Source organism: Flavobacterium sp., from assembly GCF_027484945.1.
In the GTDB taxonomy this organism is placed as follows: domain Bacteria; phylum Bacteroidota; class Bacteroidia; order Flavobacteriales; family Flavobacteriaceae; genus Flavobacterium.
This window is the reverse complement of sequence record NZ_JAIXRZ010000038.1, coordinates 1-22,373: the sequence shown is the minus strand read 5'-3', so window position 1 is coordinate 22,373 and position 22,373 is coordinate 1. Positions and strand designations below refer to the sequence as shown.

The 22,373-nt window shown below is 37.7% G+C and carries 22 protein-coding genes; 12 read left to right on the top strand and 10 right to left on the bottom strand.

Going from position 1 to position 22,373, the window contains the following annotated elements; translation table 11 throughout:
• The 3 genes from Q0039_RS05875 to Q0039_RS05865 form a co-directional block, all read right to left on the bottom strand.
• Nucleotides 1-513: methionyl-tRNA formyltransferase (locus tag Q0039_RS05875; protein WP_297510544.1), on the bottom strand; the 513-nt coding region annotated here is incomplete at its 3' end.
• A complete protein-coding gene (locus tag Q0039_RS05870) occupies nucleotides 506-2,407 on the bottom strand; it encodes a RecQ family ATP-dependent DNA helicase (protein WP_297510541.1) in 1,902 nt (633 codons plus the stop codon). The genes Q0039_RS05870 and Q0039_RS05875, both read right to left, overlap by 8 nt.
• A 40-nt stretch (nucleotides 2,408-2,447) precedes the next feature.
• Nucleotides 2,448-2,981 carry an ATP-binding protein gene (locus Q0039_RS05865; protein WP_297510539.1) on the bottom strand — a complete coding sequence of 178 codons (534 nt, stop codon included), beginning with the start codon at nucleotides 2,979-2,981 and terminating at the stop codon, nucleotides 2,448-2,450.
• A 209-nt stretch (nucleotides 2,982-3,190) separates the two neighbouring features.
• Between Q0039_RS05865 and Q0039_RS05860 the strand changes: the two genes are divergently transcribed.
• The 4 genes from Q0039_RS05860 to Q0039_RS05845 all read left to right on the top strand — a co-directional run bounded on the left by Q0039_RS05860 (nucleotide 3,191) and on the right by Q0039_RS05845 (nucleotide 6,400).
• Nucleotides 3,191-3,475, top strand: coding sequence for a DUF493 family protein (locus Q0039_RS05860; RefSeq protein WP_297510536.1), 285 nt, complete (start codon nucleotides 3,191-3,193; stop codon nucleotides 3,473-3,475).
• A 1-nt stretch (nucleotide 3,476) separates the two neighbouring features.
• Complete coding sequence (locus Q0039_RS05855) at nucleotides 3,477-4,202, top strand: DUF4290 domain-containing protein (protein ID WP_297510533.1); 726 nt, start codon at nucleotides 3,477-3,479, stop codon at nucleotides 4,200-4,202.
• A gap of 33 nt (nucleotides 4,203-4,235) precedes the next feature.
• Nucleotides 4,236-5,546, top strand: a complete 1,311-nt coding sequence (gene murA, locus Q0039_RS05850) for a UDP-N-acetylglucosamine 1-carboxyvinyltransferase (protein ID WP_297510530.1) — start codon at nucleotides 4,236-4,238, stop codon at nucleotides 5,544-5,546.
• A 92-nt stretch (nucleotides 5,547-5,638) separates the two neighbouring features.
• Complete coding sequence (locus Q0039_RS05845) at nucleotides 5,639-6,400, top strand: TSUP family transporter (RefSeq protein WP_297510527.1); 762 nt, start codon at nucleotides 5,639-5,641, stop codon at nucleotides 6,398-6,400.
• 2 nt (nucleotides 6,401-6,402) lie between these two features.
• Here the strand turns inward: Q0039_RS05845 and Q0039_RS05840 are convergent, their stop codons facing one another.
• From Q0039_RS05840 to Q0039_RS05825, 4 genes are read right to left on the bottom strand one after another with little or no spacing between them, the layout of a single operon-like run.
• Entirely contained in the window at nucleotides 6,403-8,877 is a 2,475-nt protein-coding gene (locus Q0039_RS05840; RefSeq protein WP_297510524.1) for a DUF5686 and carboxypeptidase regulatory-like domain-containing protein, read from the bottom strand.
• 5 nt (nucleotides 8,878-8,882) lie between these two features.
• Nucleotides 8,883-9,299, bottom strand: coding sequence for a type II 3-dehydroquinate dehydratase (aroQ, locus tag Q0039_RS05835; RefSeq protein WP_297510521.1), 417 nt, complete (start codon nucleotides 9,297-9,299; stop codon nucleotides 8,883-8,885).
• 51 nt (nucleotides 9,300-9,350) lie between these two features.
• The gene (locus tag Q0039_RS05830; RefSeq protein WP_297510518.1) at nucleotides 9,351-9,662 is read right to left on the bottom strand and encodes a DUF2752 domain-containing protein; all 312 of its coding nucleotides are present in this window, start codon (nucleotides 9,660-9,662) and stop codon (nucleotides 9,351-9,353) included.
• A 13-nt stretch (nucleotides 9,663-9,675) separates the two neighbouring features.
• Nucleotides 9,676-10,032, bottom strand: coding sequence for a TM2 domain-containing protein (locus Q0039_RS05825; protein ID WP_297510515.1), 357 nt, complete (start codon nucleotides 10,030-10,032; stop codon nucleotides 9,676-9,678).
• Nucleotides 10,033-10,080: 48 nt separating this feature from the next.
• On the opposite strand from Q0039_RS05825, the gene Q0039_RS05820 reads away from it, so the two are divergent.
• The 5 genes from Q0039_RS05820 (at nucleotide 10,081) to Q0039_RS05800 (ending at nucleotide 14,944) form a co-directional block, all read left to right on the top strand.
• Nucleotides 10,081-10,965: a hypothetical protein gene (locus Q0039_RS05820; RefSeq protein WP_297510512.1), complete on the top strand. Its 885-nt coding sequence runs from the start codon at nucleotides 10,081-10,083 to the stop codon at nucleotides 10,963-10,965.
• A gap of 120 nt (nucleotides 10,966-11,085) precedes the next feature.
• The gene (locus tag Q0039_RS05815) at nucleotides 11,086-11,781 is read left to right on the top strand and encodes a hypothetical protein (protein ID WP_297510509.1); all 696 of its coding nucleotides are present in this window, start codon (nucleotides 11,086-11,088) and stop codon (nucleotides 11,779-11,781) included.
• Nucleotides 11,782-11,973: 192 nt separating this feature from the next.
• The gene (gene xerD, locus Q0039_RS05810) at nucleotides 11,974-12,876 is read left to right on the top strand and encodes a site-specific tyrosine recombinase XerD (protein ID WP_297510506.1); all 903 of its coding nucleotides are present in this window, start codon (nucleotides 11,974-11,976) and stop codon (nucleotides 12,874-12,876) included.
• A 156-nt stretch (nucleotides 12,877-13,032) separates the two neighbouring features.
• Nucleotides 13,033-14,559 carry a PAS domain-containing sensor histidine kinase gene (locus Q0039_RS05805; protein ID WP_297510503.1) on the top strand — a complete coding sequence of 509 codons (1,527 nt, stop codon included), beginning with the start codon at nucleotides 13,033-13,035 and terminating at the stop codon, nucleotides 14,557-14,559.
• Nucleotides 14,546-14,944 (top strand): response regulator, encoded by a 399-nt coding sequence (locus Q0039_RS05800; RefSeq protein ID WP_297510495.1) that lies wholly within the window; start codon nucleotides 14,546-14,548, stop codon nucleotides 14,942-14,944. Before Q0039_RS05805 ends, Q0039_RS05800 begins: the two co-directional genes overlap by 14 nt.
• A gap of 75 nt (nucleotides 14,945-15,019) precedes the next feature.
• Here the strand turns inward: Q0039_RS05800 and rny are convergent, their stop codons facing one another.
• The 3 genes from rny to Q0039_RS05785 form a co-directional block, all read right to left on the bottom strand.
• On the bottom strand, nucleotides 15,020-16,582 hold the full coding sequence (gene rny / locus Q0039_RS05795; RefSeq protein WP_297510492.1) for a ribonuclease Y: 1,563 nt from the start codon (nucleotides 16,580-16,582) through the stop codon (nucleotides 15,020-15,022).
• Nucleotides 16,583-16,796: 214 nt separating this feature from the next.
• Nucleotides 16,797-17,093: a cell division protein ZapA gene (locus tag Q0039_RS05790; protein WP_297510489.1), complete on the bottom strand. Its 297-nt coding sequence runs from the start codon at nucleotides 17,091-17,093 to the stop codon at nucleotides 16,797-16,799.
• A 2-nt stretch (nucleotides 17,094-17,095) separates the two neighbouring features.
• A complete protein-coding gene (locus Q0039_RS05785) occupies nucleotides 17,096-17,386 on the bottom strand; it encodes a hypothetical protein (RefSeq protein WP_297510487.1) in 291 nt (96 codons plus the stop codon).
• A gap of 194 nt (nucleotides 17,387-17,580) precedes the next feature.
• On the opposite strand from Q0039_RS05785, the gene Q0039_RS05780 reads away from it, so the two are divergent.
• From Q0039_RS05780 to Q0039_RS05770, 3 genes are read left to right on the top strand one after another with little or no spacing between them, the layout of a single operon-like run.
• Complete coding sequence (locus Q0039_RS05780) at nucleotides 17,581-19,269, top strand: M23 family metallopeptidase (RefSeq protein ID WP_297510484.1); 1,689 nt, start codon at nucleotides 17,581-17,583, stop codon at nucleotides 19,267-19,269.
• 5 nt (nucleotides 19,270-19,274) lie between these two features.
• Nucleotides 19,275-21,734, top strand: a complete 2,460-nt coding sequence (locus Q0039_RS05775; RefSeq protein WP_297510481.1) for a carboxypeptidase-like regulatory domain-containing protein — start codon at nucleotides 19,275-19,277, stop codon at nucleotides 21,732-21,734.
• Nucleotides 21,735-21,744: 10 nt separating this feature from the next.
• Nucleotides 21,745-22,341, top strand: a complete 597-nt coding sequence (locus tag Q0039_RS05770; protein ID WP_297510478.1) for a hypothetical protein — start codon at nucleotides 21,745-21,747, stop codon at nucleotides 22,339-22,341.
• Nucleotides 22,342-22,373: the final 32 nt, after the last annotated feature.

Sequence of the window (22,373 nt, the reverse complement as noted above, 5' to 3'; positions counted from 1 at the left end):
CAAGAGGCGGTCGTGCAAGTGGCCCGCGTTTTCATTCGGTTTTATAGGTGTTGCTTTAGATAAAATCATGGCCCCGGTATCAATTTGATCGTCAATAAAGAAGGTGGTAACACCGGTTTCTTTTTCGCCGTTCATTAGGGCCCAATTAATTGGAGCGGCTCCCCGATAGTTGGGCAACAAAGAGGCATGCAAATTAAAAGTTCCCCACTTTGGCATACGCCAAACCACTTCGGGCAACATTCGAAAGGCGACTACCACTTGCACATTGGCTTCAAGAGCGGCGAGCTCTTGAATAAACTGAGGGTCTTTTAAATTGGTCGGTTGCAACAAGGGGAGTCCTTTTTCTAGCGCATATTTTTTTACGGGCGAATAATGAAGCTGTTGTCCTCTCCCTGCAGGTTTGTCGGCCACGGTTATTACACCAACAACCGTGTAACCTTCTTGAATAAGGGTGTCTAAAATGCCTACTGCAAATTCGGGCGTACCCATAAAAACTATGCGTAAATCATTCATGGTTTCGTAAACTATATTTATTATTGGGTAACAACCGAATGCGTTCGGCTTCTAATAACGATTGGAGTGCAAAGATAAGCACCTCGTTGGGTTGTGAAAGTAATTCTTGCAATTCTCTAGAGGTATAATCTGCATTTTTTAAAACCATTATTAGCGCTTCGGGTAGATCTCCTAAAATGGGTTTTGACTTTTTACGGGTAATGCAATTCGAACAATGTCCGCAGTTTTCTGTACTATGTTCTCCAAAATACTTTAATAAAAACGTTGAATTGCATTCACTGTTTTCGAAGGCGTATTCTAAAACTGCTTGGAGTTGTGTCGCTTTTAAATGGTTCTGGTTGGTCAAATAATTACTTACTCGATTAATGGTTCGTTCGTCTTCTCGTACTTCATTAAAGGTAATTTGTGCATCATTAGTTTTTGCATTCATTGTGATCATCCCCAAATTGTGCATTTTGTGCAATACTGCCAAAACCTGTGTTTCTGTAGCACCCGATTTTCGTGCCACCACCGCACAATTTACAGGAGTCATCAAATCATACACACCGGGATGGGTGCGTAATAGCGTAACAACAATGGATTCATCCTGTGGATGTAAACTTGTATAGCGAATGACTTCTTTAGAAGGAATACAAAATTGTAAGGTTAATTGTTCTGAAAATTCATGGGATAAGGTTAGTATTCCTTGGCGATCCAAAAACTGCAACGCATGGTACGTCTTCATTATTGGGAGTTGGTATTTATTGCAAAATCGATTCAAGTTAAATCCAAATGACTGGTCTAAACCCTCTCCATAAGCAATTTGCAAGTCGGAACAGAGTTTTTTATACACCACAACTAAAAAGTCTTTATCGGGTAAAACGGTCAAAAATTGTTGCTCAGCTTGCTGTTTGTCTGAATTGTTTGCCAATAATAAGGCATATGCTTTTTCACCATTTCTCCCAGCACGACCGGCTTCTTGGTAATAATTTTCGAGGTTTGGAGGGAGATTCAAATGCACAACCACACGCACATTGCTTTTGTCGATACCCATTCCAAAAGCATTGGTTGCCACCATAACTTGTTTTTTTTCTTCCATCCAATCCATCATCTGTTTCTCTTTTGCTACCATAGATAAACCTCCATGATAAAAAGTAGCCGAAATTCCAAGTGTTTCGAGTTGATTTGCTGTTTCTGCACATGCCCTTCGGTTGGATACATAGAGTATCGCTGGTCCTGGATATTTTTGCAAAACTTTTTGGGTAAAATGCAATTTATCGGGTGCTGTATATACTTGATATGCTATGTTTTCACGCGCAAACGATTGGGTAAAGATTTTGGGTTCATGAAGTCGTAATTGGGTGATAATGTCTGCCTTCACGCGATCCGTAGCGGTTGCCGTCAAGGCCAAAAAAGGTACTTTTGGAAAAAGTGTTTTTAATCCCGCAATTTTTAAATAAGCGGGACGAAAATCGTGACCCCATTGAGAAACACAATGTGCTTCATCTATTGCGATTAAATGAATAGGTAAGGCCTTTAACCGTTCGACAAACCAATCGTTTTGCAACCGTTCGGGGGATAAATACAAAAGTTTATATCCACCAAATTGGGCATTGTCTAATAGGTTGGATAAAGTATCGATAGGGATTCCTCCGGTAATTTCCATCGCTTTGATATCGCGCATTTGCAATTGATTTACCTGGTCTTTCATCAAGGCAATCAAGGGTGAAATGACTAGCACCAATCCCTCTTTTATTACCGCTGGAATTTGATAACACAAGGATTTTCCGCCTCCAGTTGGCATCAGACCAAAAGTGTCATGACCGTCTAAAACAGATTGAATAAGCGCTTCTTGCGGCGCGCGAAACGCCGGATACTTCCAATACTTTTGTAAAGCTTGATGTAGTGTATTCATAGGGTTTAAGACTTGGTCTTAACCACAAAGATAGCAGAAATTATGACGGATTAAGGATGAATTTAATGCGTTCTTCAACGGTACCAACGGGTACTTCTATTAAATCATATCCATACGCTGCGTAGGTTTCTTGTAAGTGATTGTAAATCAGTTGGGCTTGTTCAAAATTTTCATACCGTGCTTCATCACTTTCGTAAATCGCTTCCCAGGGTGGTAAAATAAAAACTTTGGTATACCGGTGTGCTGAGCAAGCTTCTTCAAAAAATGAGGGATAGGAATCGCCAATATAATGCATATACGCTAAAATATCGGGTAGTCCACGGTCAATAAAAATACAAGTACTGGCCTCGGTTAACGCCTGCTGATATTGTTTTTTACGCCCTTCCAAAAGAAGTTCGCTAAACAACAACGGTTTTTCTAAAAACAATTGTTCAATACCTTGTTCTCGCGCCTCTAGGGTAATTTGACGTGAAATTTCTGGATAGCACAAGTGACCCATGGCTACCAATTGATTGATAAGGGTTGTTTTTCCAGTTCCGGGTCCGCCAGTAATTACAATAAGTTCCGGTTGCATCACAATTTTAAAGGAGCAAAGGTACCGAATTGTTTCTAAAGTTAAAATGCTTCAGATTGTTCTCAATTGAATGAGAAAAGTGATTTTTAACATGTCTGTATTCGGTAAAATGGAATTGCTACTCTAGTGAGATATATTCGCTCAAACAAACCCAATAGTCGATGCAATTCTAAAGGCAAATACCGTATATTTGCGTTTATTTAATGAAGATGGATAAGAAAACGGAAGAATTTTACATTCGCCTAAAAGAAGAGTTGTATGCCACCTCCGATTGGCCAAGTGTTTATTTGTATAAATTTATTGTTCCAACTGATACCCAAAAAATTGTAATTGTGGAAAACGCTTTTGATAACATGGGTGCGGTAATAACTACACATCAATCTAAAAACGGTAAATTTACCAGCGTATCGGTAAATGTTATGATGGCATCTCCCGAAGCTGTTGTGGAGAAATATCAAGAACTTGCATCCGTAGAAGGCATTATATCTTTATAATATGGTACCAAAATATATCAAAGAAAACGCACACGACACGGTGCAATACTTAGAATACAACGCCGAGCGTTCCGCTTTGTTCATTCCGGAATACGGACGTCATTTGCAAAAACTAATTGACCAAATTGTGGTTATTGCCGATCGCGAAGAACGCAATAAAGCCGCGCGCTATGCAATCAATGTAATGGGAACACTAAATCCGCACTTGCGCGATGTTCCCGATTTTCAGCACAAATTATGGGATCAAATTTTTATTATGTCCGATTTCAAGTTGGACGTAGATTCACCGTATCCCATTCCCACGCGCGACGTAATCAACTTAAAACCGGAACGGTTACCCTATCCGCAGAAGAATCCGAAATACCGATTTTACGGGAACAACATTACTTCTATGATTAATATAGCCAATTCATGGGAAGAAGGTGAACTTAAAAGTGCGCTTATTATGGTAATTGCCAACCATATGAAAAAATCCTATTTGAGTTGGAACAAAGATACCGTAACCGATCAGGTGATTTTTGAGCATCTTTATGAACTCTCCGATGGACGTATTAATCTTTCGCAAAGCGAAGAAGAGTTGTCTACAACCACAGATTTAATTCGTACCAACAAAAAGTTGTCAAATAAAGTACAGCAACCAATGCAAAAGCATAAAGGCGGATTTATAAAGAAAAACAACAACAATAACAACGGTAAAAAGTTTATCAAAAAGAATCATAAAAATTAATTTGTAGCCGATTACTTGGCCAATACGCATATCATGGGAACATTCAAGATTGAAGGAGGAATCCGATTAAAAGGCGATGTCACACCACAAGGTGCTAAAAACGAAGCATTACAGATTTTATGTGCCGTTTTACTGACTCCCGAAAAAGTAACCATCAACAATATTCCAGACATAATCGATGTCAATAAATTAATCACCTTGCTTGGAAATTTAGGGGTGAAAATCCAAAAAAATGGACCGGGTTCGATTACTTTTCAAGCCGATGAGGTCAATGTAGGCTATTTAGAAACGGAAGCTTTCAAGAAAGAAGGCGGCTCACTTCGTGGTTCCATTATGATTGTTGGTCCGCTACTGGCTCGTTTTGGTAAAGGATACATCCCAAAACCGGGCGGAGATAAAATCGGACGCCGTCGTTTAGATACCCATTTTGAAGGTTTTATCAACTTAGGGGCAAAATTTCGATACGAGCGTGAAGACCATTTTTATGGTGTAGAGACCAAAGAACGATTGAAAGGAGCCTATATGTTGTTGGACGAGGCTTCGGTTACGGGAACAGCCAATATTGTGATGGCAGCCGTTTTAGCAGAAGGGACAACAACTATTTACAACGCTGCTTGCGAACCCTATTTACAGCAATTATGTAAAATGTTGAATTCGATGGGCGCCAAAATTACGGGTGTGGGTTCCAACTTACTTACAATTGAAGGTGTTGATCGTTTAGGAGGATGTGAACACCGTATTCTACCCGATATGATTGAAATAGGGAGCTGGATTGGTTTAGCAGCGATGACCCGCAGTGAAATCACCATTAAAAATGTAAGCTGGGAAAATTTAGGTGTGATTCCTTCGGTATTCCGAAAATTGGGAATTACTTTAGAGCAAAAAGGCGACGATATTTATATTCCTTCTCATGAGAATGGGTATACGATTAAAACCGATATTGACGGTTCGATTTTAACTATTGCTGATGCACCATGGCCTGGGTTTACCCCCGATTTATTGAGTATTGTATTGGTGGTGGCCACACAGGCAAATGGCGATGTGTTGATACATCAGAAGATGTTTGAAAGTCGTTTGTTTTTCGTTGATAAATTGATTGATATGGGTGCCAAAATCATGTTGTGTGATCCGCACCGCGCGGTGGTAATGGGGCATAATTTTAAATCCCAGTTAAAAGCAACAACCATGTCTTCACCCGATATCCGTGCGGGAATCTCATTATTGATTGCTGCGCTTTCGGCAAAAGGAACATCAACCATTCAAAATATTGAGCAAATTGACCGAGGTTACGAACGCATCGACGAGCGTTTACGAGCATTAGGCGCCAATATAGTTAGAGTTTAAATTAATAAATACCAATATTTGAAATTCCAAATTCCAAACTACAGCTAATAGTATTGGAATTTGGATTTTTTTCTTTGGAATTTTTTGTATCAATGGAAATCTATACCTTCATAATTCTTTGTCTTGCCGCTTTTGCTGCAGGTTTTGTCGATGCCGTTGTGGGTGGAGGTGGGCTACTTCAAACGCCCGTTGGATTGATCGTCATGGCCAATGAATCGGTTTCTACGGTTATCGGAACGCTTAAAGTACCGGCCTTTTGCGGAACAGCAATGGCCGCGCGACAATACCTCAAACAGGTTGCCTTAAAATTTCGATTGCTTCTGGTTATGAGTGTTGTGGCCTTTTTGGCCTCTTTTGCGGGCTCATGGTTGCTTACGCGCGTCGGTAACGAATTCATGAAGCCTATATTATTGGTCGTACTTGTTGGTATTGCAGCTTATACATTTCTTAAGAAAGATTTCGGGCAATTGACCCAAAAAAATCAAACCCCAAATACAATGATGTGGTACAGTTTGTTGATGGCTATTGTTATTGGCTTTTATGATGGATTTATTGGTCCTGGTACTGGTAGTTTTTTGGTTTTGGGTTTTATTCTCCTTTTAGGTTTTGATTTTTTACAAGCATCAGCTCATGCCAAAATGGTCAATCTAGCAACCAATTTAGGTTCGATTATCCTTTTTATTAGTAAAGGCAAGATAATAGCCACGATTGCGCTTCCCATGGCTGTAGCCAATGCCCTAGGAGGCTGGTTGGGTGCCAAAATTGCCCTTAAAAATGGAAATCAATTTATTCGGCGGGTGTTTTTGGTGGTCGTAATCGGAACCTTATTGCGTTTTGCATGGGATATTTTCTAGGGTTATTCTACCATTCCTAAAAATTTCAGTCCAAAAACGATGGCATCGCTCACAAATCCGCTTTGGTAGGAACGCACATAATCAATGCGAAGCACTTTGAATTTTTTAAATCCTAAATTATCCAAACCCACTGAAAATTCATGGTAGGGTGTGCGATTAGGAAGCGACAAGTTATGATATCCTAGAATCAATTGCGCATTGAGTTTATTTAGTAGCGGAATTTTATTCATGATAAATCCTTTTTCATTGTGTTCCATATGAAATTCTACAAAGGCATCATTTGTACTCGCGCTGTAATAGGGTAAATTATTGAACTGTGAAGTATAGGATCCGCCACCGCTTATATGGGTTTGATTGCCGTTAAAATGTTTATAATCGGGAAATGCAATTTGGGCTGCATTATAAAATTGACCTGCTTTGCAATTGTATTCCAAATTTCCTTTGTTGCCCAGAGCTAACTCTTGGTTAACACGAACCATTACAAAATCATAGTTGTATTTTTTTTCACTTCCAGCCCAACCTTTCTCATACATTAGCGTTAAGGTAGGATAGGCATCATTGCCAATATTGAATTTTCCATCGGGTCGTGTCCAGTATTTTTGACCAAAATCAAAACGCGCGTTGAGGTTTGTTTTGACTAAATTGTATTTTGAAAACACCGGAGTAAATTCGTCCAGCGGCTGTAATGGGTTGTTGGAAGTGTAGCGATCGCTCGATTTTACAGAAGCTTGAAACGAATTATTATAAAGGGGTTTCCGTTCGGCATATTCAACGGATGCATTGAGTCGGAAACCATTCGTTATTTCACTACTATAACTCAAATTGGCACTATTTTTTTCATACAATTTCATGAAATTATTTTTGAAAAAAAGCGAACTTACCGTATTGATATTATCTGAAATAGGATTTGAAGCATTGAATTGATTAACCGTTGAACCACCAAAAACTGTCAGTATCGAATTGTGTTTATTTTCTAGTTTGTGCACATAATTTCCTGAAATGCGTAGTTTTTTTTCATCAAATCCATAGTCCAATCGTGTTCCAATGCGATAATACGTTCGTTTATCTTCATTACGTTGATTGTAGCTGAAACCAATTTGTGTCTTCCAGCCTTGAACGGTATTAAAAGCGGTATTAAATACGGGGCCTTCATAGGTGAATGCCCGTTTTTTAAATGAGTTAGAATAGCTATACCCCATAATGAGGTCGCTAATATTCAATTTATTTCGTTTTTGATCAAGGGAATCGAGGTAGGGTTTCGATTCTCGTTTCGTTTGGATCCGCTCTTTTTTGACATAATCATTGGTCTCTTCTAACGTGAGCGGAACGGGGCGATTCGATTTCCAAAAAGTGTCGTCTTTTTTATTTGAATTATCTTCAAATTTTAGAACTTCAGCTGTAAAAGTGCGGCGCGCAAATTGTTGTGGAAATTCAAAATTGGAATAAACATAGGTAAAGCGTCCGTTGAAATTGAATCCGAGTAGCCCCGCTTCAAAATCTAAGGTTTGTGTGTTTTTACTCCACACTTTGGTTTGCGCATTGTAGCTAAAACTTTGTTTGAGCGTAAGTAGATTTATTGCCGGATTTTGGGTTTGCGAACCTTTAATTGTTAAATCGACGGCATAAATTGCATAATTCTCATCTTCTATATAGAGGCACCCTTCAAATGCAGGTTCGCTACTGCGTTTAGGACTTACTTTGATTTTGTTAATTAACCGGTTGTTTTCATCTGCAAACGAACCCTCGAATTTATAGCGGTAATAATTCAAAGCATTATCGGCAATCGGTGAAATTGCACGCGCGTTGAGGTCGATATAATTTTCATAAAAATCAAAATTTGCTTGCGCTGCACTATTGAAACTAAATCCATTATTGCGGCCACTTACTTTTGAGGCCACAATCACTTCTTTTAATTGATCGGGTTTTTGAAAAGTCAATTTAGAAACCGTTTCCGAAAGGTAAAGAATACCACTTCGCGTAGAGTCGATCACTTCATCGAGCATGTCCATTTTTTGGCCTAAAAAGGATTTGGGCAGGTTTTTTACTCTAAAAATTCCACGTGAATAGAAATCACAGGTATATTTTCCGGTTTTGGCACTATTTGTTTTCCGGTTGGCGATCGCTTTTTTGATAATTTCCAACGCGGGATTTATTTTTGGATCAATTACCACTTCATTCAACGCAATGCTTTCTTCTCTTAAAATAACCTCCAGTTGCACCGGTTTGCCCGAATAATCGACCACTTGTTTTTCGGTTTTATAACCTAAAAATTGAAACAATACGATGTAGGTGCCTTGCTGCCGCGGATACAATTCAAAGTTGCCATTGTCATTAGTTGTTGTTCCTGTATAGGTGTCTTTAATGTAAATGTTTACAAACGGCATGGGGTGCCCTTTGGCATCGGTAACTTTACCTTTAATCTGTCCGAATGTTAGGTGTGCTAATCCGATTAAAACAATGCTATAAAGAAGTTTCATAGTTTCTAATTTAAAAATGAATACAATGCTAATTGATAACTTTTCAAACCAAAACCGATTACGATTCCAGCAGCATTGGGGGCAATATGGGAATGGTGTCGAAACGATTCTCGGGCATACGTATTGGAGATATGTACTTCAATTACGGGTGTTGTTATCGCTTTTACCGCGTCACCAATTCCAATAGAGGTATGGGTATAAGCACCCGCATTTAAAATAATTCCATCATAGGAAAAACCATGCGCTTGTAGGGCATCGATTAGCTCACCTTCAATGTTGCTTTGAAAATAGCTCAATTCAAATTGCGGAAACTGTTGTTGCAACGATTGGAAATAGGATTCAAAATCCTGATTGCCATAAACGTTAGGTTCACGCTTACCAAGAAGGTTAAGGTTAGGTCCGTTGATGATGATAATTTTCATAAAATGATTTTTGTAAAAATAAAAAAACCGCTTCAAACGAAGCGGTTTTTATTACGTTAACTTTCCTAATATTCCGGGTAATTTTTTACCCTGAAGTTCGAAAACAGCTTTAAGCCAAAGTGGGACTAACATGGGGACTACAATAAACGAAAGTTTGTTGTAAAACCAGGCGTTTGCAAAATCGAAATGAATAAAGTACATGGTAGCACGAGTCATTCCGCAAGCATAGCACTCCATATTGGCTAATCGCTTGGATAGGCATACGGCCTGTCCATAATCAAAAAAATTAATCGGTAGTAAAATCAATACTATCGGTGCGATAGTGATAATGAGATTGGCTACGAACTTAATTTTTTTGATCATTTACTTTCGTAGATTAGAACGTTTTGTCGTAGCTTCCGTCTTTAGGTCCTAAATTACCTGTACAGATGCGGATTAAATCGATTAAAGCCCAAACTCCACAACCACCAGCGGTTAAAAGTTGAACGATACCTTGCCAAGTGTAACCAAGGTAGAATCTGTGGATACCTAAACCACCGATTGCAAAACACAAGATTGCAGCAATGATTTGGCTTTTTGAACCACCTACAGCTGCAGGAGAAGTTAATTCAGCATTTTGCTTTTTAACTACTGCAGTGTTTTCTGTTTTTTGTTCAACTGGGAACGAAGCGTAAGTTGCAGTCAATGAAATTGCAAAAAACGCAAGCAGACTTAAAAGTAATCTGATTTTCATAATTTAATAATTTAAAGGTTTATATTCGTAGCAAAAATAGAATATTCGATGACATTTAAAAATTTCTGCGCCGTTTTCTTATTAACTTTTTTCAACGGATTCGCGCAAAGTAATGGACAGTATGAGTTTTTCGGTGCCTTAAAGCTCAATGGTAATGATAAGGAGATAATCTCCTATCGTATTGTTTTTGAAGAAAATAAAGGAGTTGTTTCGGGCTTTTCAATTACCGATTTAGGGGGTGAACATGAAACAAAAAACAAAATTGTAGGGACCTATGACAAGAAAAAAAAGTGGTTAACTTTTAGAGAAAGTACGATTGTTTATACCAAATCAAAGATAACGCGCAACTCTTTTTGTTATGTAAATTTTAGTGGTTCGGTGGTTTTAGCGGGTAAAAATCCGAAGCTCGACGACAAATTTCAGGGATTATTTCCCGATAAAAGCAAATGTATCGACGGAACAATACAAATGATTGGTGCCAAGAAAATCATTCAAACGGTTAAACGCGTTGAGAAAAAGATAAAAAACTCCAAACGGGTGGATGAGGCTACTAAGGAAAAATACAATCCAATAAAAATGATGGATAGTTTAGCATCGAATACCTTGCGTGCAAAACAAAATTTAAAGGTCTTTACCAAAGACAATACGATAACGGTAGAAATTAAAGATTCGGGGGTAGAAGACGGTGATCGTATTAACCTATATATTAATGGTAAAGTGATTTTGTCTGATTACACGGTTAAAATTGCGCCCAAAGTGGTAAAAATAACCTTGGATCAAGCAGAAACCGATATTACTATTGAGGCGTTAAACGAAGGGGAGTCTGCACCCAATACAGCCGATGTAATTTTGAGGGATTCGCAAAATGAGATCAAAACAATTTCCAAATTGAAAAAAGGCAATAGCACAATCGTTACTATAATTAAAGAATAGTAGTTTTTAAAACTTGTTAACAATGTTGATAAAATTGTTAATAACTATATGCTTTTGGTTGATAACTTAAGGAATTATTCAGTTTAACTTTGTGCCATAACTTTTTAAACAAAATAGAACATGAAAAAAATTATTCTTACAGTAGCTGCAGTATTCGCTTTTGGTGCTGTTAATGCTCAAGATTTGAAATCTAAAAAAGGTGAAAATTATTTACCTGTATCTGGTGACTGGGCAATTGGTTTCAACGCTAATGGCTTATTTAACTATGTAGGTAATGCTTTCAACAGTTCAGCAAATTCTGCTCCTTCTGTAACTTATCAAAATGCTGGTACATTTGTTGGTAAAAGATTTACATCTGACAAAAGCGCTCAACGTGTAATTGCTAACCTTGCATTTGGTAGTGGTTCTACTGAAGATGCTGCAGGTACTAAAGTTGCTACTTCTGGTTTTGACTTAAACGTAGGTTTAGGAAAAGAGTGGAGAAGAGGTTCTACACGATTACAAGGTTTCTATGGAGCTGACGTGTTTTTAAGTGTAAACTCTAATTCAGTTAAAACAACTAACACTGGTTATGAAAAACTTGTAAAATCTGGTTTAGGTTTTGGTGTTGGTGCTCAAGGATTTATCGGTGCAGAATACTTTTTGTTCCCTAAAATTTCTATCGGTGCTCAATATACTTATGGTTTAAACATTGATGTAAATGGTGCTTCAACTACAACTGAAACTGGTCAGCCAGAAGTTAAAGGTGGAAAATCATCAGGTTTCAATTTAGGTGGTGTAGGTGTTTCTTCAATCAACATGACATTACACTTCTAATCAATAAACGATTAAAAAATAGAAAACACCCAATGCAAATTGGGTGTTTTTTTTATTTATAAATTTTATTTTTTACGATTCAGTTGGAAATAAATAATTATAATACCTTAATTAAAACCCAATTCATTTGTAATTTTAGAAAATTATATCCGAAAGTCGCGATAACCTCGCGACTTTTTTTTATTTTTAAACATGGCAAATTGGGCAACATACCTTAAAGGGTACCAGCATTATCTTAAACTGGAGCGGGGTTTATCTGCCAATACCATTGCCAATTATACGTTTGATATAGAACGGCTAATGGCCTTTTTAAATGAGCATGGTCTATCTGTCTCTCCTGTTCAAATTTCAGCGCTACAGGTACAAGAATTTATTTATCATTTGGCCAAGGAGGTCAACCCACGTTCACAAGCCCGAATCATTAGTGGACTTAAATCGTTTTTTTCCTATCTGATTTTTGAAGATATGCGCAATGATTCCCCTATGGAATTGATAGAAACCCCAAAAATCGGACGCAAATTACCCGATACCTTAAGCGTAGAAGAAATCGATCAATTGATTGCTACTATCGATTTATCAAAACCCGAAGGCGAACGCAATAGAGCCCTTTTAGAAGTGTTGTATGGTTGTGGATTGCGTGTATCTGAATTAATCACGCTAAAAATCTCCGATTTGTTTAGCGATGAAGGATTTATTAAAGTAACCGGTAAAGGAAATAAACAACGTTTTGTGCCCATTGCGGCGTATACGTTACACTACATTGATTTATACCGTTCTACGATTAGAGTTCACCAAACAATCCAAAAGGGATGGGAAGACACCTTATTTCTTAACCGTAGAGGAAAGGGATTAACCCGTGCTATGGTTTTTACTATTATTAAGGACTTAGCCGTGAAAGTTAATTTACAAAAAGCGATAAGTCCCCACACGTTCCGACATTCATTTGCAACCCATTTGCTCGAAAATGGTGCCGATCTTCGTGCAATTCAAATGATGCTTGGTCATGAATCCATAACCACCACCGAAGTTTATGTGCATTTGGATCGCCGTCATCTAACCCAAATCGTGCACGAATTTCATCCACGTCAAAAATAAATGTAATAAAAAGATTACAAAAATAGCAAAATACACCTAAAAAAGTGTAATTTATCGGTAAAAGAGTACCATATATCGATTTTATTAGTAGGTTTGAAACGTTGATTTTAACACTAACGTTAAAAAAAATGGCCCCAAGCCTCAAATTAAAAACGAATGAAAACAAACTTAGCCACAAAAACACTTGAATTTCAGGAGAATTACAGCTATCATAAGCGTATTCTTAATTTGATTCCCGATTTAGTTTTTCAGATTACCGTCAATTCAAGCACGGATTTTTATTTCTCCTATTTGAACAAAAGCATTATTTCATTTTTTGAAGTCAATCAATTTGAATTGAATTGCAATCCGTTGGTAGTCATTAAAAGTCGGATTCACCCCGATGACCGCGAAGATTTTTTTAATTCTATATTTCTTGCTAAAGATTGTAATGATCATTGGCATCATGAATTTCGTGTAGTATTAGCCAATAAAGGACTGCTTTGGTTTAGAGCGGTTGCTACAATCGACACCGATGAAAATGGAAGTTCGGTTTTTATAGGTAGTTTAACCGACATTACCGATATTAAGTTACGCGAAATCAAGATTATTGAGTCGGAAGCCCGTTATCAATTTGCACTTGAAGCATCGCACAATGGGGTGTGGGATTACAATTTTAAAACCGATAAGGTATATTTTTCAAAAGAAGCATTAGTGCTATTAAAGTTTGATGCAACCGATCACTTTGAAACCAATTCCCAATGGGATGCGCGTGTTCATCCCGAAGATTTTGCACAGTATCAAGAAGCGTTACAGCAGCATATTGATGGCCACACGCCCTATTATGAAAACGTAAAGCGCGTACTGACAAAAGATGGGGAATACCGGTGGATTCGCAGTAAAGGTGAAATCATTGAGCGCGATGAAGCAGGAGCGCCTATTCGAATCATTGGAGTACATTCAGATGTTACCCAGGAAAAGGAAAAGGAGAAAGCGATGCAACACCAAATGGAAATCATCTCTAAACAAAATAACCGTTTGTTGAATTTTGCGCATATTGTTTCGCATAATCTGCGTTCACATACCGGGAATTTTAAAATGCTGATTAACATCATTGATGAAACGCAGGATCAAGCTCAAAAAGACGAATGTTTTGGATTTTTAAAAGCTACTTCCAATGCACTGTCTGAAACAATTGATCACTTAAAAGAGCTTGTCGATATTCAAAGTACAATCATACATAAAAAAGAAAATTTGAATTTAAATGAATTTTTAAATCAAACATTTGAAGTTTTAAGTAATGAAATTAAAGAACATAAAGTAAATATTGTAAATTTGATAGACCGAAAAGAAACGGTACAGTTTAATCCGGCGTATTTGGAAAGTTTGTTTTTAAACTTTACGACCAACGCAATTAAGTATTCCCATCCCGATAGAACACCAGAAATTAGGTATTCCTTTGTTAAAGAAAAGGGAAAATTGATGTTGGTGATTCAGGATAACGGACTCGGAATCAATTTAAATAAACACGGAGAAAAACTTTTTGGTATGTATAAAACTTTTCATCAGCATCCCAATGCACGTGGTATTGGTTTGTTTATGACCAAAAGTCAGATCGAATCGATGGGAGGAACGATCGAAGTGGAAAGTCAAGTTAATGTAGGTACAACATTCAAAATAAACTTTAGCAATGAAATTCAATAATATTTTTGTTGTAGACGATGATTTAGTGTATCACTTTGTGATCAAAAAATTATTTAGTAAATGTAATGTTAATGCACAAACCAAGTTCTTTTTCAACGGTTTGGAAGCGATTGACGGTTTAAAGCATGTGTTGAAAACCGAAAATGAGCCCGATTTAATTCTGCTCGATATCAACATGCCGGTATATGATGGATGGCAATTTTTGGATGAATTTCGCAAACTAAAAGGTACGATGAATAAAGATATCACGGTATACTTAGTGAGTTCATCCAACGACTCTACCGACATTAATAAGTCTAAAGAATACAAAGAAGAAGTAAAAGATTATTATTTTAAACCGATTACCACCAAAGACTTTGAAGAAATGCTGACCGTGGCATCGTAAATTCAGTACTATAGATAGTTAAGGTTATAAAAAAAGGGGACAATAGGTCCCCTTTTTTGTGTTTATAAAGAAACGTTACTTCGCAATATTTACTGCACGCGTTTCACGAATTACCGTAATTTTTACTTGTCCTGGATAGGTCATCTCCGTTTGAATTTTATGAGAGATTTCGAAAGACAATTTCGCTGCCATATCATCGGTAACTTTTTCACTTTCTACAATCACGCGCAATTCACGACCGGCTTGAATAGCATAGGCATTTTTAACGCCGTTAAACCCGAAGGCAATTGCTTCCAAATCTTTCAATCGTTGGATATACGAGTCCAAAACTTGTCGTCGCGCTCCAGGGCGTGCTCCAGATATCGCGTCACAAACTTGAATGATAGGTGAAATTAAATACTTCATTTCAATCTCATCGTGGTGCGCTCCAATAGCGTTGCAAACCTCTTCTTTTTCCCCATATTTTTCGGCCCACTGCATCCCTAACAAAGCGTGTGGTAAATCACTTTCAGCGTCGGGCACTTTACCGATATCGTGAAGTAAACCTGCGCGTTTGGCCAATTTAACGTTGAGTCCTAATTCAGCCGCCATGATACCACATAATTTTGCTACTTCACGCGAGTGTTGCAATAAGTTTTGACCATACGACGAACGGTATTTCATTCGGCCAACTGTTTTAATCAATTCAGGATGCAATCCATGAATTCCTAAATCGATTACGGTACGTTTACCCACTTCGATGATTTCATCCTCAATTTGTTTGGTCGTTTTTGCTACTACTTCTTCAATACGCGCTGGGTGAATACGTCCGTCGGTTACCAATTTGTGTAATGATAAACGCGCAATTTCACGTCGTACAGGATCGAAGCAAGATAAAATGATGGCTTCAGGGGTATCGTCAACAATAATTTCAACGCCTGTTGCAGCTTCTAATGCTCTAATATTTCTACCCTCACGACCAATGATGCGTCCTTTCACATCATCCGATTCAATGTTGAAAACCGAAACACAGTTTTCAACCGCTTCTTCCGTTCCAACCCGTTGAATAGTACTAATGATTACTTTTTTGGCTTCTTGTTGGGCCGTTAATTTTGCCTCTTCAATGGTTTCTTGAATATGAGCCATTGCTTTCGTTTTGGCTTCTGCTTTTAGGCTTTCGACCAATTGTTCTTTGGCTTCATCGGCAGATAAGCCAGAAATAACTTCCAACTGCTCTACCTGACTCTTGTGCATTTTTTCTACTTCTTGGTACTTTTTGTCCAAGATTTCAATTTTAGTTTCATACTCTTTGGCCTTTGATTCAAAGTCATCGTTTACTTTTTTTGTCTTTGCCAATTCACTCGAAACTTGCGATTCTTTATCACGAATACGTTTTTCAACTTCAGCCATACGTTTGTCTTTGGCTAAAATTTCTTTTTCGTGTTCTGCTTTCAATTCAAGAAACTTTTCTTTTGCTTGTAACAACTTATCTTTCTTGATGTTTTCTGCCTCTTGTGAAGCGTCTTTTAAAATTGAGGCCGCTTCTTTCTTAGCGCTTTTAATTAGGGTTGAGACATTGCTTTTCTCGAGCATTTTGGCAATACCAAATCCCCCTGCAAGTCCGACCACTAAGCCAATTATAATTTCTACTATACTCATGTTTAATAAAAGGTTTTATATAAAAAAAGCCCACATTAATTGCTTGTATAAACTCGTGATGACAAGTTTTGAGCTAGCTCGCTGTTCTGGCTTCCCGACGAACGGGCATGCTATAGTAGCGACGATTTGCTCATTTTAATTTGTTAGTGTTGAGTTTACCAAAAATGAACTAATGTAGGCAGTGTCTTTTGTGCTTTATTTAAGAACGTTTTTTCTATGATTTATTGAGATATTTTTCCAAGGCATTATTCAATTGTGCTAAACGATCTATGGAATCGGTGTCTAAAACAGCTACTTCTGTTTTTTTCTGTTCCAATTGAGAAGCAAACTGCAAGGCACACATCGCTAAAACATCCTGTTTATCACGAACGGCATAGTTTTCTTCAAACTGTTTAATCATTGCATCGATTTTTTTTGCGGCGCTTCGCAAACTTTCCTCTTGGTTCATCTCCACGGTTAGCGGATAGACACGATCGGCAATCGAAATTTTGATTTTCAGTTTATCGTTCATATTTAATCAGCCAATTGGGCAATACAATAATCGATTTCTCGAATAAGTGCATTGATCTTAAGCTTGGTATCTCGTTTAAATTCGTCACTGCCCAGTAACGCATTGGTCATTTTAAGTGCTTCAAAATCTTTAATCACTGTTTCCATAGCGGTTTTGTGTTGTTGGATTTCTTCAACAGAAAGCTGCAGCTGTTGCTGTAATGCGCGGTTTTTATGTTCTAAATCGTCAATTGTAGCAAACAATTTTTGAACTTTTTTTTCCAGCGCATCAATGATTTCTGTGATTTCACTCATACGTGACGTGTTTCGTTACTTTATCTTACAAATTTATAATTCTACCACTATTAAACCAATAAAAACTATAAAAAATAATTTTTATTTTATCCACTTTAGGTAATGTTTTGCGATTCAGGAATTTGGAAATTTGTAGTCGCATTCGTTTTTAACTCCAATTTCCTTTTATTATCTTAGCCAAAATTGTTGATTCTATGCGCTGGATACTAATTTTTTATTTTTCAATGACTACGCTTTTTAGTCAAAATTATCCCCAAGATTATTTTCAGGCACCACTTGATATTCCGCTCCAATTATCTGGAAATTTTGGCGAATTGCGTCCCAATCATTTTCATGCTGGGTTTGATTTTAAAACGCAACAACGCGAAGGACTCAAGGTCTATGCAGCTGCAGCAGGGTATGTATCGCGTATTAAAATTGCTACCAACGGTTATGGGAAAGCAATCTACATATCTCATCCTAATGGTTATACTACCGTTTATGGCCATTTGCAAAAAGCGGTTGGCGCAATAGAAGCAAAAATTCAAGCTTTGCAATATGCCGAACAATCGTTTGCAGTGGAGGCCTATTTTAAGCCAGGAGAATTACCTGTAGAAAAAGGGGAATGTATTGCTATTTCTGGAAATACAGGGGGTTCTGATGGTCCACATTTGCATTTTGAGTTTCGGGATTCGCAAACGGAAAAAATTATCAATCCCCTGTATTTTGGTTTGCAAATTAAGGATACTAAAGCACCCACCATTACCAATTTAATGGTTTATCCAATAGGAACCAATTCCGTTGTAAATGAATCTAAACGTCCTGTTTTGTTGAGTTTGTCTTTACAAGCAGATGGTACGTATTTGGCTCAGAAAGTAAAAGCCATGGGGACTATTGGCTTTGCGATTAATGCCTATGATCGCGATGATGTTTCGTTTAATAATAACGGTACGTATTTTACCCAATTAAGTCATAATGGGAATCCAATTTTTGAAGTGATTTTTGACCAAATGCCTTTTGATGAGGCGCGCTATGTAAATGCCTTTATTGACTACGAACGCTATAAAAAATCGCACCAACGTTTTCAAAAATTGTTTTTTAATAATCCATACGCTTGGTCCAATATGCGCAATGTGACTAAGGGTGGTAAAATAGAAGTTACGCCCAATTTTACTGCAATTTCTCGAATCGATGTGGTTGATTTTAATGGAAACAAGACGCGAATTGATATTCCGATTGAATATGCAAATACACCTGCAAAAATTGATGATGGTGTCGTAAAAACTCCGTATTTAATAAAATGCTCTACAGATGCGGTATTGGAGAAAGAAAATGTATCGGTGTATTTTCCAGCTCAGACTTTTTATGAGGATTTTTATTTACAGTTTGAGGTCAAAAATGGCGAACTTCAACTCCATCACGATCTAGTACCAGCACATATTCCATTTACGGTAACCTTTCAAGCAGATTCAATTCCTACAGCTTTGCTTTCTAAAACCTATATTGCAACAGTTAACGGATCTAAATTAACTTACAATACAACAAAACGTGAGGATTCTACGTTGAGTCTTCGCACTAGAACGTTGGGCAAATTTAAACTGGCGACGGATGTTTTACCGCCAAAAGTAGTGTGGTATAAGCCCGCTAAAAATAAAGATTGGAGCGCTTCCAACAGTTTGAACATAACCCTATTAGACGAACAATCGGGGGTAGCTAAAGTCAACGGATACCTCAATAATCAATGGGTTTTGTTTGAATATGAACCCAAACTAAATCGGATTACTCATGTGTTTGAGGACCGATTTTTATTGGATGGCACGAATAATTTGAAAATTGAAGTCATCGACAATGTCGGAAATTCAACTATATTTGAATCATCATTTAACCGAACTAAGAAAAAATAACTGTTTTGACGTTATCAAAATTATATCACACACTGCTGTTTACCCTTGTAACTTCCGTCTTATTTGCCCAAACTGGAAAAATTACGGGTGTTGTTTTGGATGAAAAGAACCAACCGATTGAGGGAGCAAATATCACTTTTGAATCCAAAACCGTGACGACTGATAATACCGGTTTTTATGTGATTGAAGTACCTGCCAATCAAAGGGTTTTGCTTGTTTTTAATCATGTTGCCTTTAAGAAAATTACCGCTCCATTTGAAGTAAAACCCAAGGAAGTACTCGAATTCAATCCGGTTATGGACAGTGAAAACGAACAATTGGAAGGTGTTGTTATTACTGGAATTCGTCCTCGTGCGCGCGGAATTTTGAGTGTAACACCCGAGGTTGTTCGTAAAATCCCTGGATTAAATGGAGGCGTTGAAAATGTATTAAAAATAGTAGGCGCCAGCTCCAACAGTGATATGAGTTCGCAATATTCGGTGCGTGGTGGAAATTATGATGAAAATTTAGTCTATGTCAACGAAATCGAAGTGTACCGCCCTTTTTTAATTCGATCGGGTCAACAAGAAGGGTTGAGTTTTGTGAATAGTGATTTGATTCAGAAAATTGATTTTTATGCCGGTGGTTTTGAAGCCCGATTTGGTGATAAAATGTCCTCTGTTTTGGATATTACCTATCAAAAACCTAAAGAATTTGGTGCCTCTATGGATGCTAGTTTTTTGGGAGGTGCTGTGTCTGCTAAAGGAATTTCTAAGGATAAAATGTGGAGTGCTATTGGTGGGTTGCGCTACCGAGATAATTCCTTGCTGGTCAATAGTCAGGAAACCCAAACCAACTTTCGTCCCCGTTTTTGGGATGGGCAGTTCAATCTAAATTATACGCCTTCTGAATTTTGGAATTTTAGTTTTTTAGGAAATGCTTCTTCCAATCGGTACAATTACCAGCCGTTAACGCGACAAACGAATTTCGGTACTTTAGACGAACCCATTGCATTGCAAGTGTTTTATGAAGGACAGGAAGACGACCGTTATCAAACCTTGTTTGGCGCATTTAAGTCAACGTTTACCCCAAACGACAATAACAATTATCGATTTATTGCTTCGGCTTATCATACCCAAGAACAAGAATATTTTGATATAGATGCTTCTTATTTTCTAGGTGAAGTTGATGCCAATATTGGTTCAGAGACCTTTGGAAATGTGACGTTTAACCGTGCAATTGGTTCGCAATTAAATCATGCGCGCAACAATTTGGATGCTTTAATTTTTAATGCTGAGGTCAAGGGGTCAAACAATCAAACCGGCAAACACCGTTTTGAGTGGGGGTTAAAATATACCCATGAAAACATTCGCGATCGAATTGTAGAGTGGGAAGTTATTGATTCGGCTGGATTTTCAATCAATCCACCGGTTATTGATATACCTGTAGATCAGCCGTATAACCCGTATGTCGGTCCATTAGTGCCGTTTCAAAATGTGCGGGAAACCAACTTTATATCGATTGACCGTATTTCTGGTTTTGCACAATGGAATACGAGTCGCCGAATGCGCAAAGGAACCTTGTATGCCAATGCTGGTATGCGATGGCACAGTTGGATGGTTTCTGGTCGCAGTGTAGCGTCAAATAGGCAAACCGTATTTAGTCCGAGACTTCAACTGGCGTATAAGTTGGACAACAAGGATATGCTATTTCGTTTGGCTACCGGATATTATTACCAACCGCCCTTTTACCGTGAATTGCGGGATCAACTTGGAGTCGTAAATCCAGATGTAAAAGCACAACAATCGCTACATTTTGTATTGGCAAACGATTATGGATTTTCGATGTGGAAACGTCCGTTTCGTTTGGTTACGGAATTGTATTATAAAGACATGCAAGACGTAAATACCTATACTTTGGAAAATGTCCGTATCCGCTATCGTGCGAATAATGATGCTGTTGCGTATACGTATGGTATGGATGTGCGTTTGCATGGAGAATTTGTAAAAGGAACAGAGTCTTGGTTTACGTTTGGTTATATGAAAGCGGAGGAAAACCAAAACAACCGAGGTTATATTGCTCGTCCAACCGATCAACGGTTAAAATTTGGAATTTTATTTCAAGACTATATGCCGAATATTCCTAATTTGAAAATTTACATGAATATCGTCTACAATACAGGTTTGCCGGGCGGATCTCCTTCTTATGCAGATGCCTATACCTATCAAACCCGTTTACGGGATTATCGTAGAGCTGATGTTGGCTTTTTTTATGTATTTACTGAGAAAAATGGACAACGACCTGATGGGCACTGGTTGAAGAAGTTTAAGGATTTGTCTTTGGGTGTTGAGATATTCAATATGTTTAACAATCAAAACGCGATTACCAATACATGGGTGCGGGATGCCTATACCAAAAATCAATTCGGAATCCCAAATTATATGACCACCCGTGTTTTTAATATGCGTTTATCAATTCGTTTATAAAAGCTCAATTATGAAAGTTACAAAATGGAGTTTATTAGGTTTATGCACTTTGTTTTTATGGAGTTGTAAAGAAGAAGCACCTCAGCCGAAGGTGATTTATGATACGACCAATACCTCACCAAAAGAGGTTAGTGTAGATACTTCTTCGTATAGGATTGCCGATTTACCAATTCAATTTGAAGGAACCGATGTTTTGCTTTTTCCAGTTGGCGCGTTAACCTATATGAAAGACCGTTCTAATTATGGAAAATATAGCGGCGAGAGCGGAATTAATTACACCATTTCCAATGTTGATCAGTTTGAGATTGCAGGAAATTTGACCAATGTAAAGTTTCAAATTCCTGGAAAAGACACCTTAATTGCTCTAACAAATAAACCAATTCATATTGAGCGACTGCATTATTTAAATGGGGTAGCGGCACGAATTAAGAAGCAATACGTGGTTTATAAAGTACAAGATTTAGATACCAACAAAGACGGTAAATGCAATGAAAACGACATCAATAGTCTCTATGTAAGCAGACTGGACGGTTCCGAATTTCAAAAATTATCATCCGATTACCATGAGTTGATCGATTGGAATCTCCATTTCTTCACTATCTCCTAACCTCAATTGAATCAGCGCCATGATGGAATAAT

What these genes read in the sequence shown, in the direction of transcription:
- Q0039_RS05870 (WP_297510541.1), bottom strand. Translation starts at nt 2,407, where the DNA reads ATGAATACACTACATCAAGCTTTACAAAAGTATTGGAAGTATCCGGCG.
- Q0039_RS05865 (WP_297510539.1), bottom strand. Translation starts at nt 2,981, where the DNA reads ATGCAACCGGAACTTATTGTAATTACTGGCGGACCCGGAACTGGAAAA.
- Q0039_RS05860 (WP_297510536.1), top strand. Translation starts at nt 3,191, where the DNA reads ATGGATAAGAAAACGGAAGAATTTTACATTCGCCTAAAAGAAGAGTTG.
- Q0039_RS05855 (WP_297510533.1), top strand. Translation starts at nt 3,477, where the DNA reads ATGGTACCAAAATATATCAAAGAAAACGCACACGACACGGTGCAATAC.
- murA (WP_297510530.1), top strand. Translation starts at nt 4,236, where the DNA reads ATGGGAACATTCAAGATTGAAGGAGGAATCCGATTAAAAGGCGATGTC.
- Q0039_RS05845 (WP_297510527.1), top strand. Translation starts at nt 5,639, where the DNA reads ATGGAAATCTATACCTTCATAATTCTTTGTCTTGCCGCTTTTGCTGCA.
- Q0039_RS05840 (WP_297510524.1), bottom strand. Translation starts at nt 8,877, where the DNA reads ATGAAACTTCTTTATAGCATTGTTTTAATCGGATTAGCACACCTAACA.
- aroQ (WP_297510521.1), bottom strand. Translation starts at nt 9,299, where the DNA reads ATGAAAATTATCATCATCAACGGACCTAACCTTAACCTTCTTGGTAAG.
- Q0039_RS05830 (WP_297510518.1), bottom strand. Translation starts at nt 9,662, where the DNA reads ATGATCAAAAAAATTAAGTTCGTAGCCAATCTCATTATCACTATCGCA.
- Q0039_RS05825 (WP_297510515.1), bottom strand. Translation starts at nt 10,032, where the DNA reads ATGAAAATCAGATTACTTTTAAGTCTGCTTGCGTTTTTTGCAATTTCA.
- Q0039_RS05820 (WP_297510512.1), top strand. Translation starts at nt 10,081, where the DNA reads ATGACATTTAAAAATTTCTGCGCCGTTTTCTTATTAACTTTTTTCAAC.
- Q0039_RS05815 (WP_297510509.1), top strand. Translation starts at nt 11,086, where the DNA reads ATGAAAAAAATTATTCTTACAGTAGCTGCAGTATTCGCTTTTGGTGCT.
- xerD (WP_297510506.1), top strand. Translation starts at nt 11,974, where the DNA reads ATGGCAAATTGGGCAACATACCTTAAAGGGTACCAGCATTATCTTAAA.
- Q0039_RS05805 (WP_297510503.1), top strand. Translation starts at nt 13,033, where the DNA reads ATGAAAACAAACTTAGCCACAAAAACACTTGAATTTCAGGAGAATTAC.
- Q0039_RS05800 (WP_297510495.1), top strand. Translation starts at nt 14,546, where the DNA reads ATGAAATTCAATAATATTTTTGTTGTAGACGATGATTTAGTGTATCAC.
- rny (WP_297510492.1), bottom strand. Translation starts at nt 16,582, where the DNA reads ATGAGTATAGTAGAAATTATAATTGGCTTAGTGGTCGGACTTGCAGGG.
- Q0039_RS05790 (WP_297510489.1), bottom strand. Translation starts at nt 17,093, where the DNA reads ATGAACGATAAACTGAAAATCAAAATTTCGATTGCCGATCGTGTCTAT.
- Q0039_RS05785 (WP_297510487.1), bottom strand. Translation starts at nt 17,386, where the DNA reads ATGAGTGAAATCACAGAAATCATTGATGCGCTGGAAAAAAAAGTTCAA.
- Q0039_RS05780 (WP_297510484.1), top strand. Translation starts at nt 17,581, where the DNA reads ATGCGCTGGATACTAATTTTTTATTTTTCAATGACTACGCTTTTTAGT.
- Q0039_RS05770 (WP_297510478.1), top strand. Translation starts at nt 21,745, where the DNA reads ATGAAAGTTACAAAATGGAGTTTATTAGGTTTATGCACTTTGTTTTTA.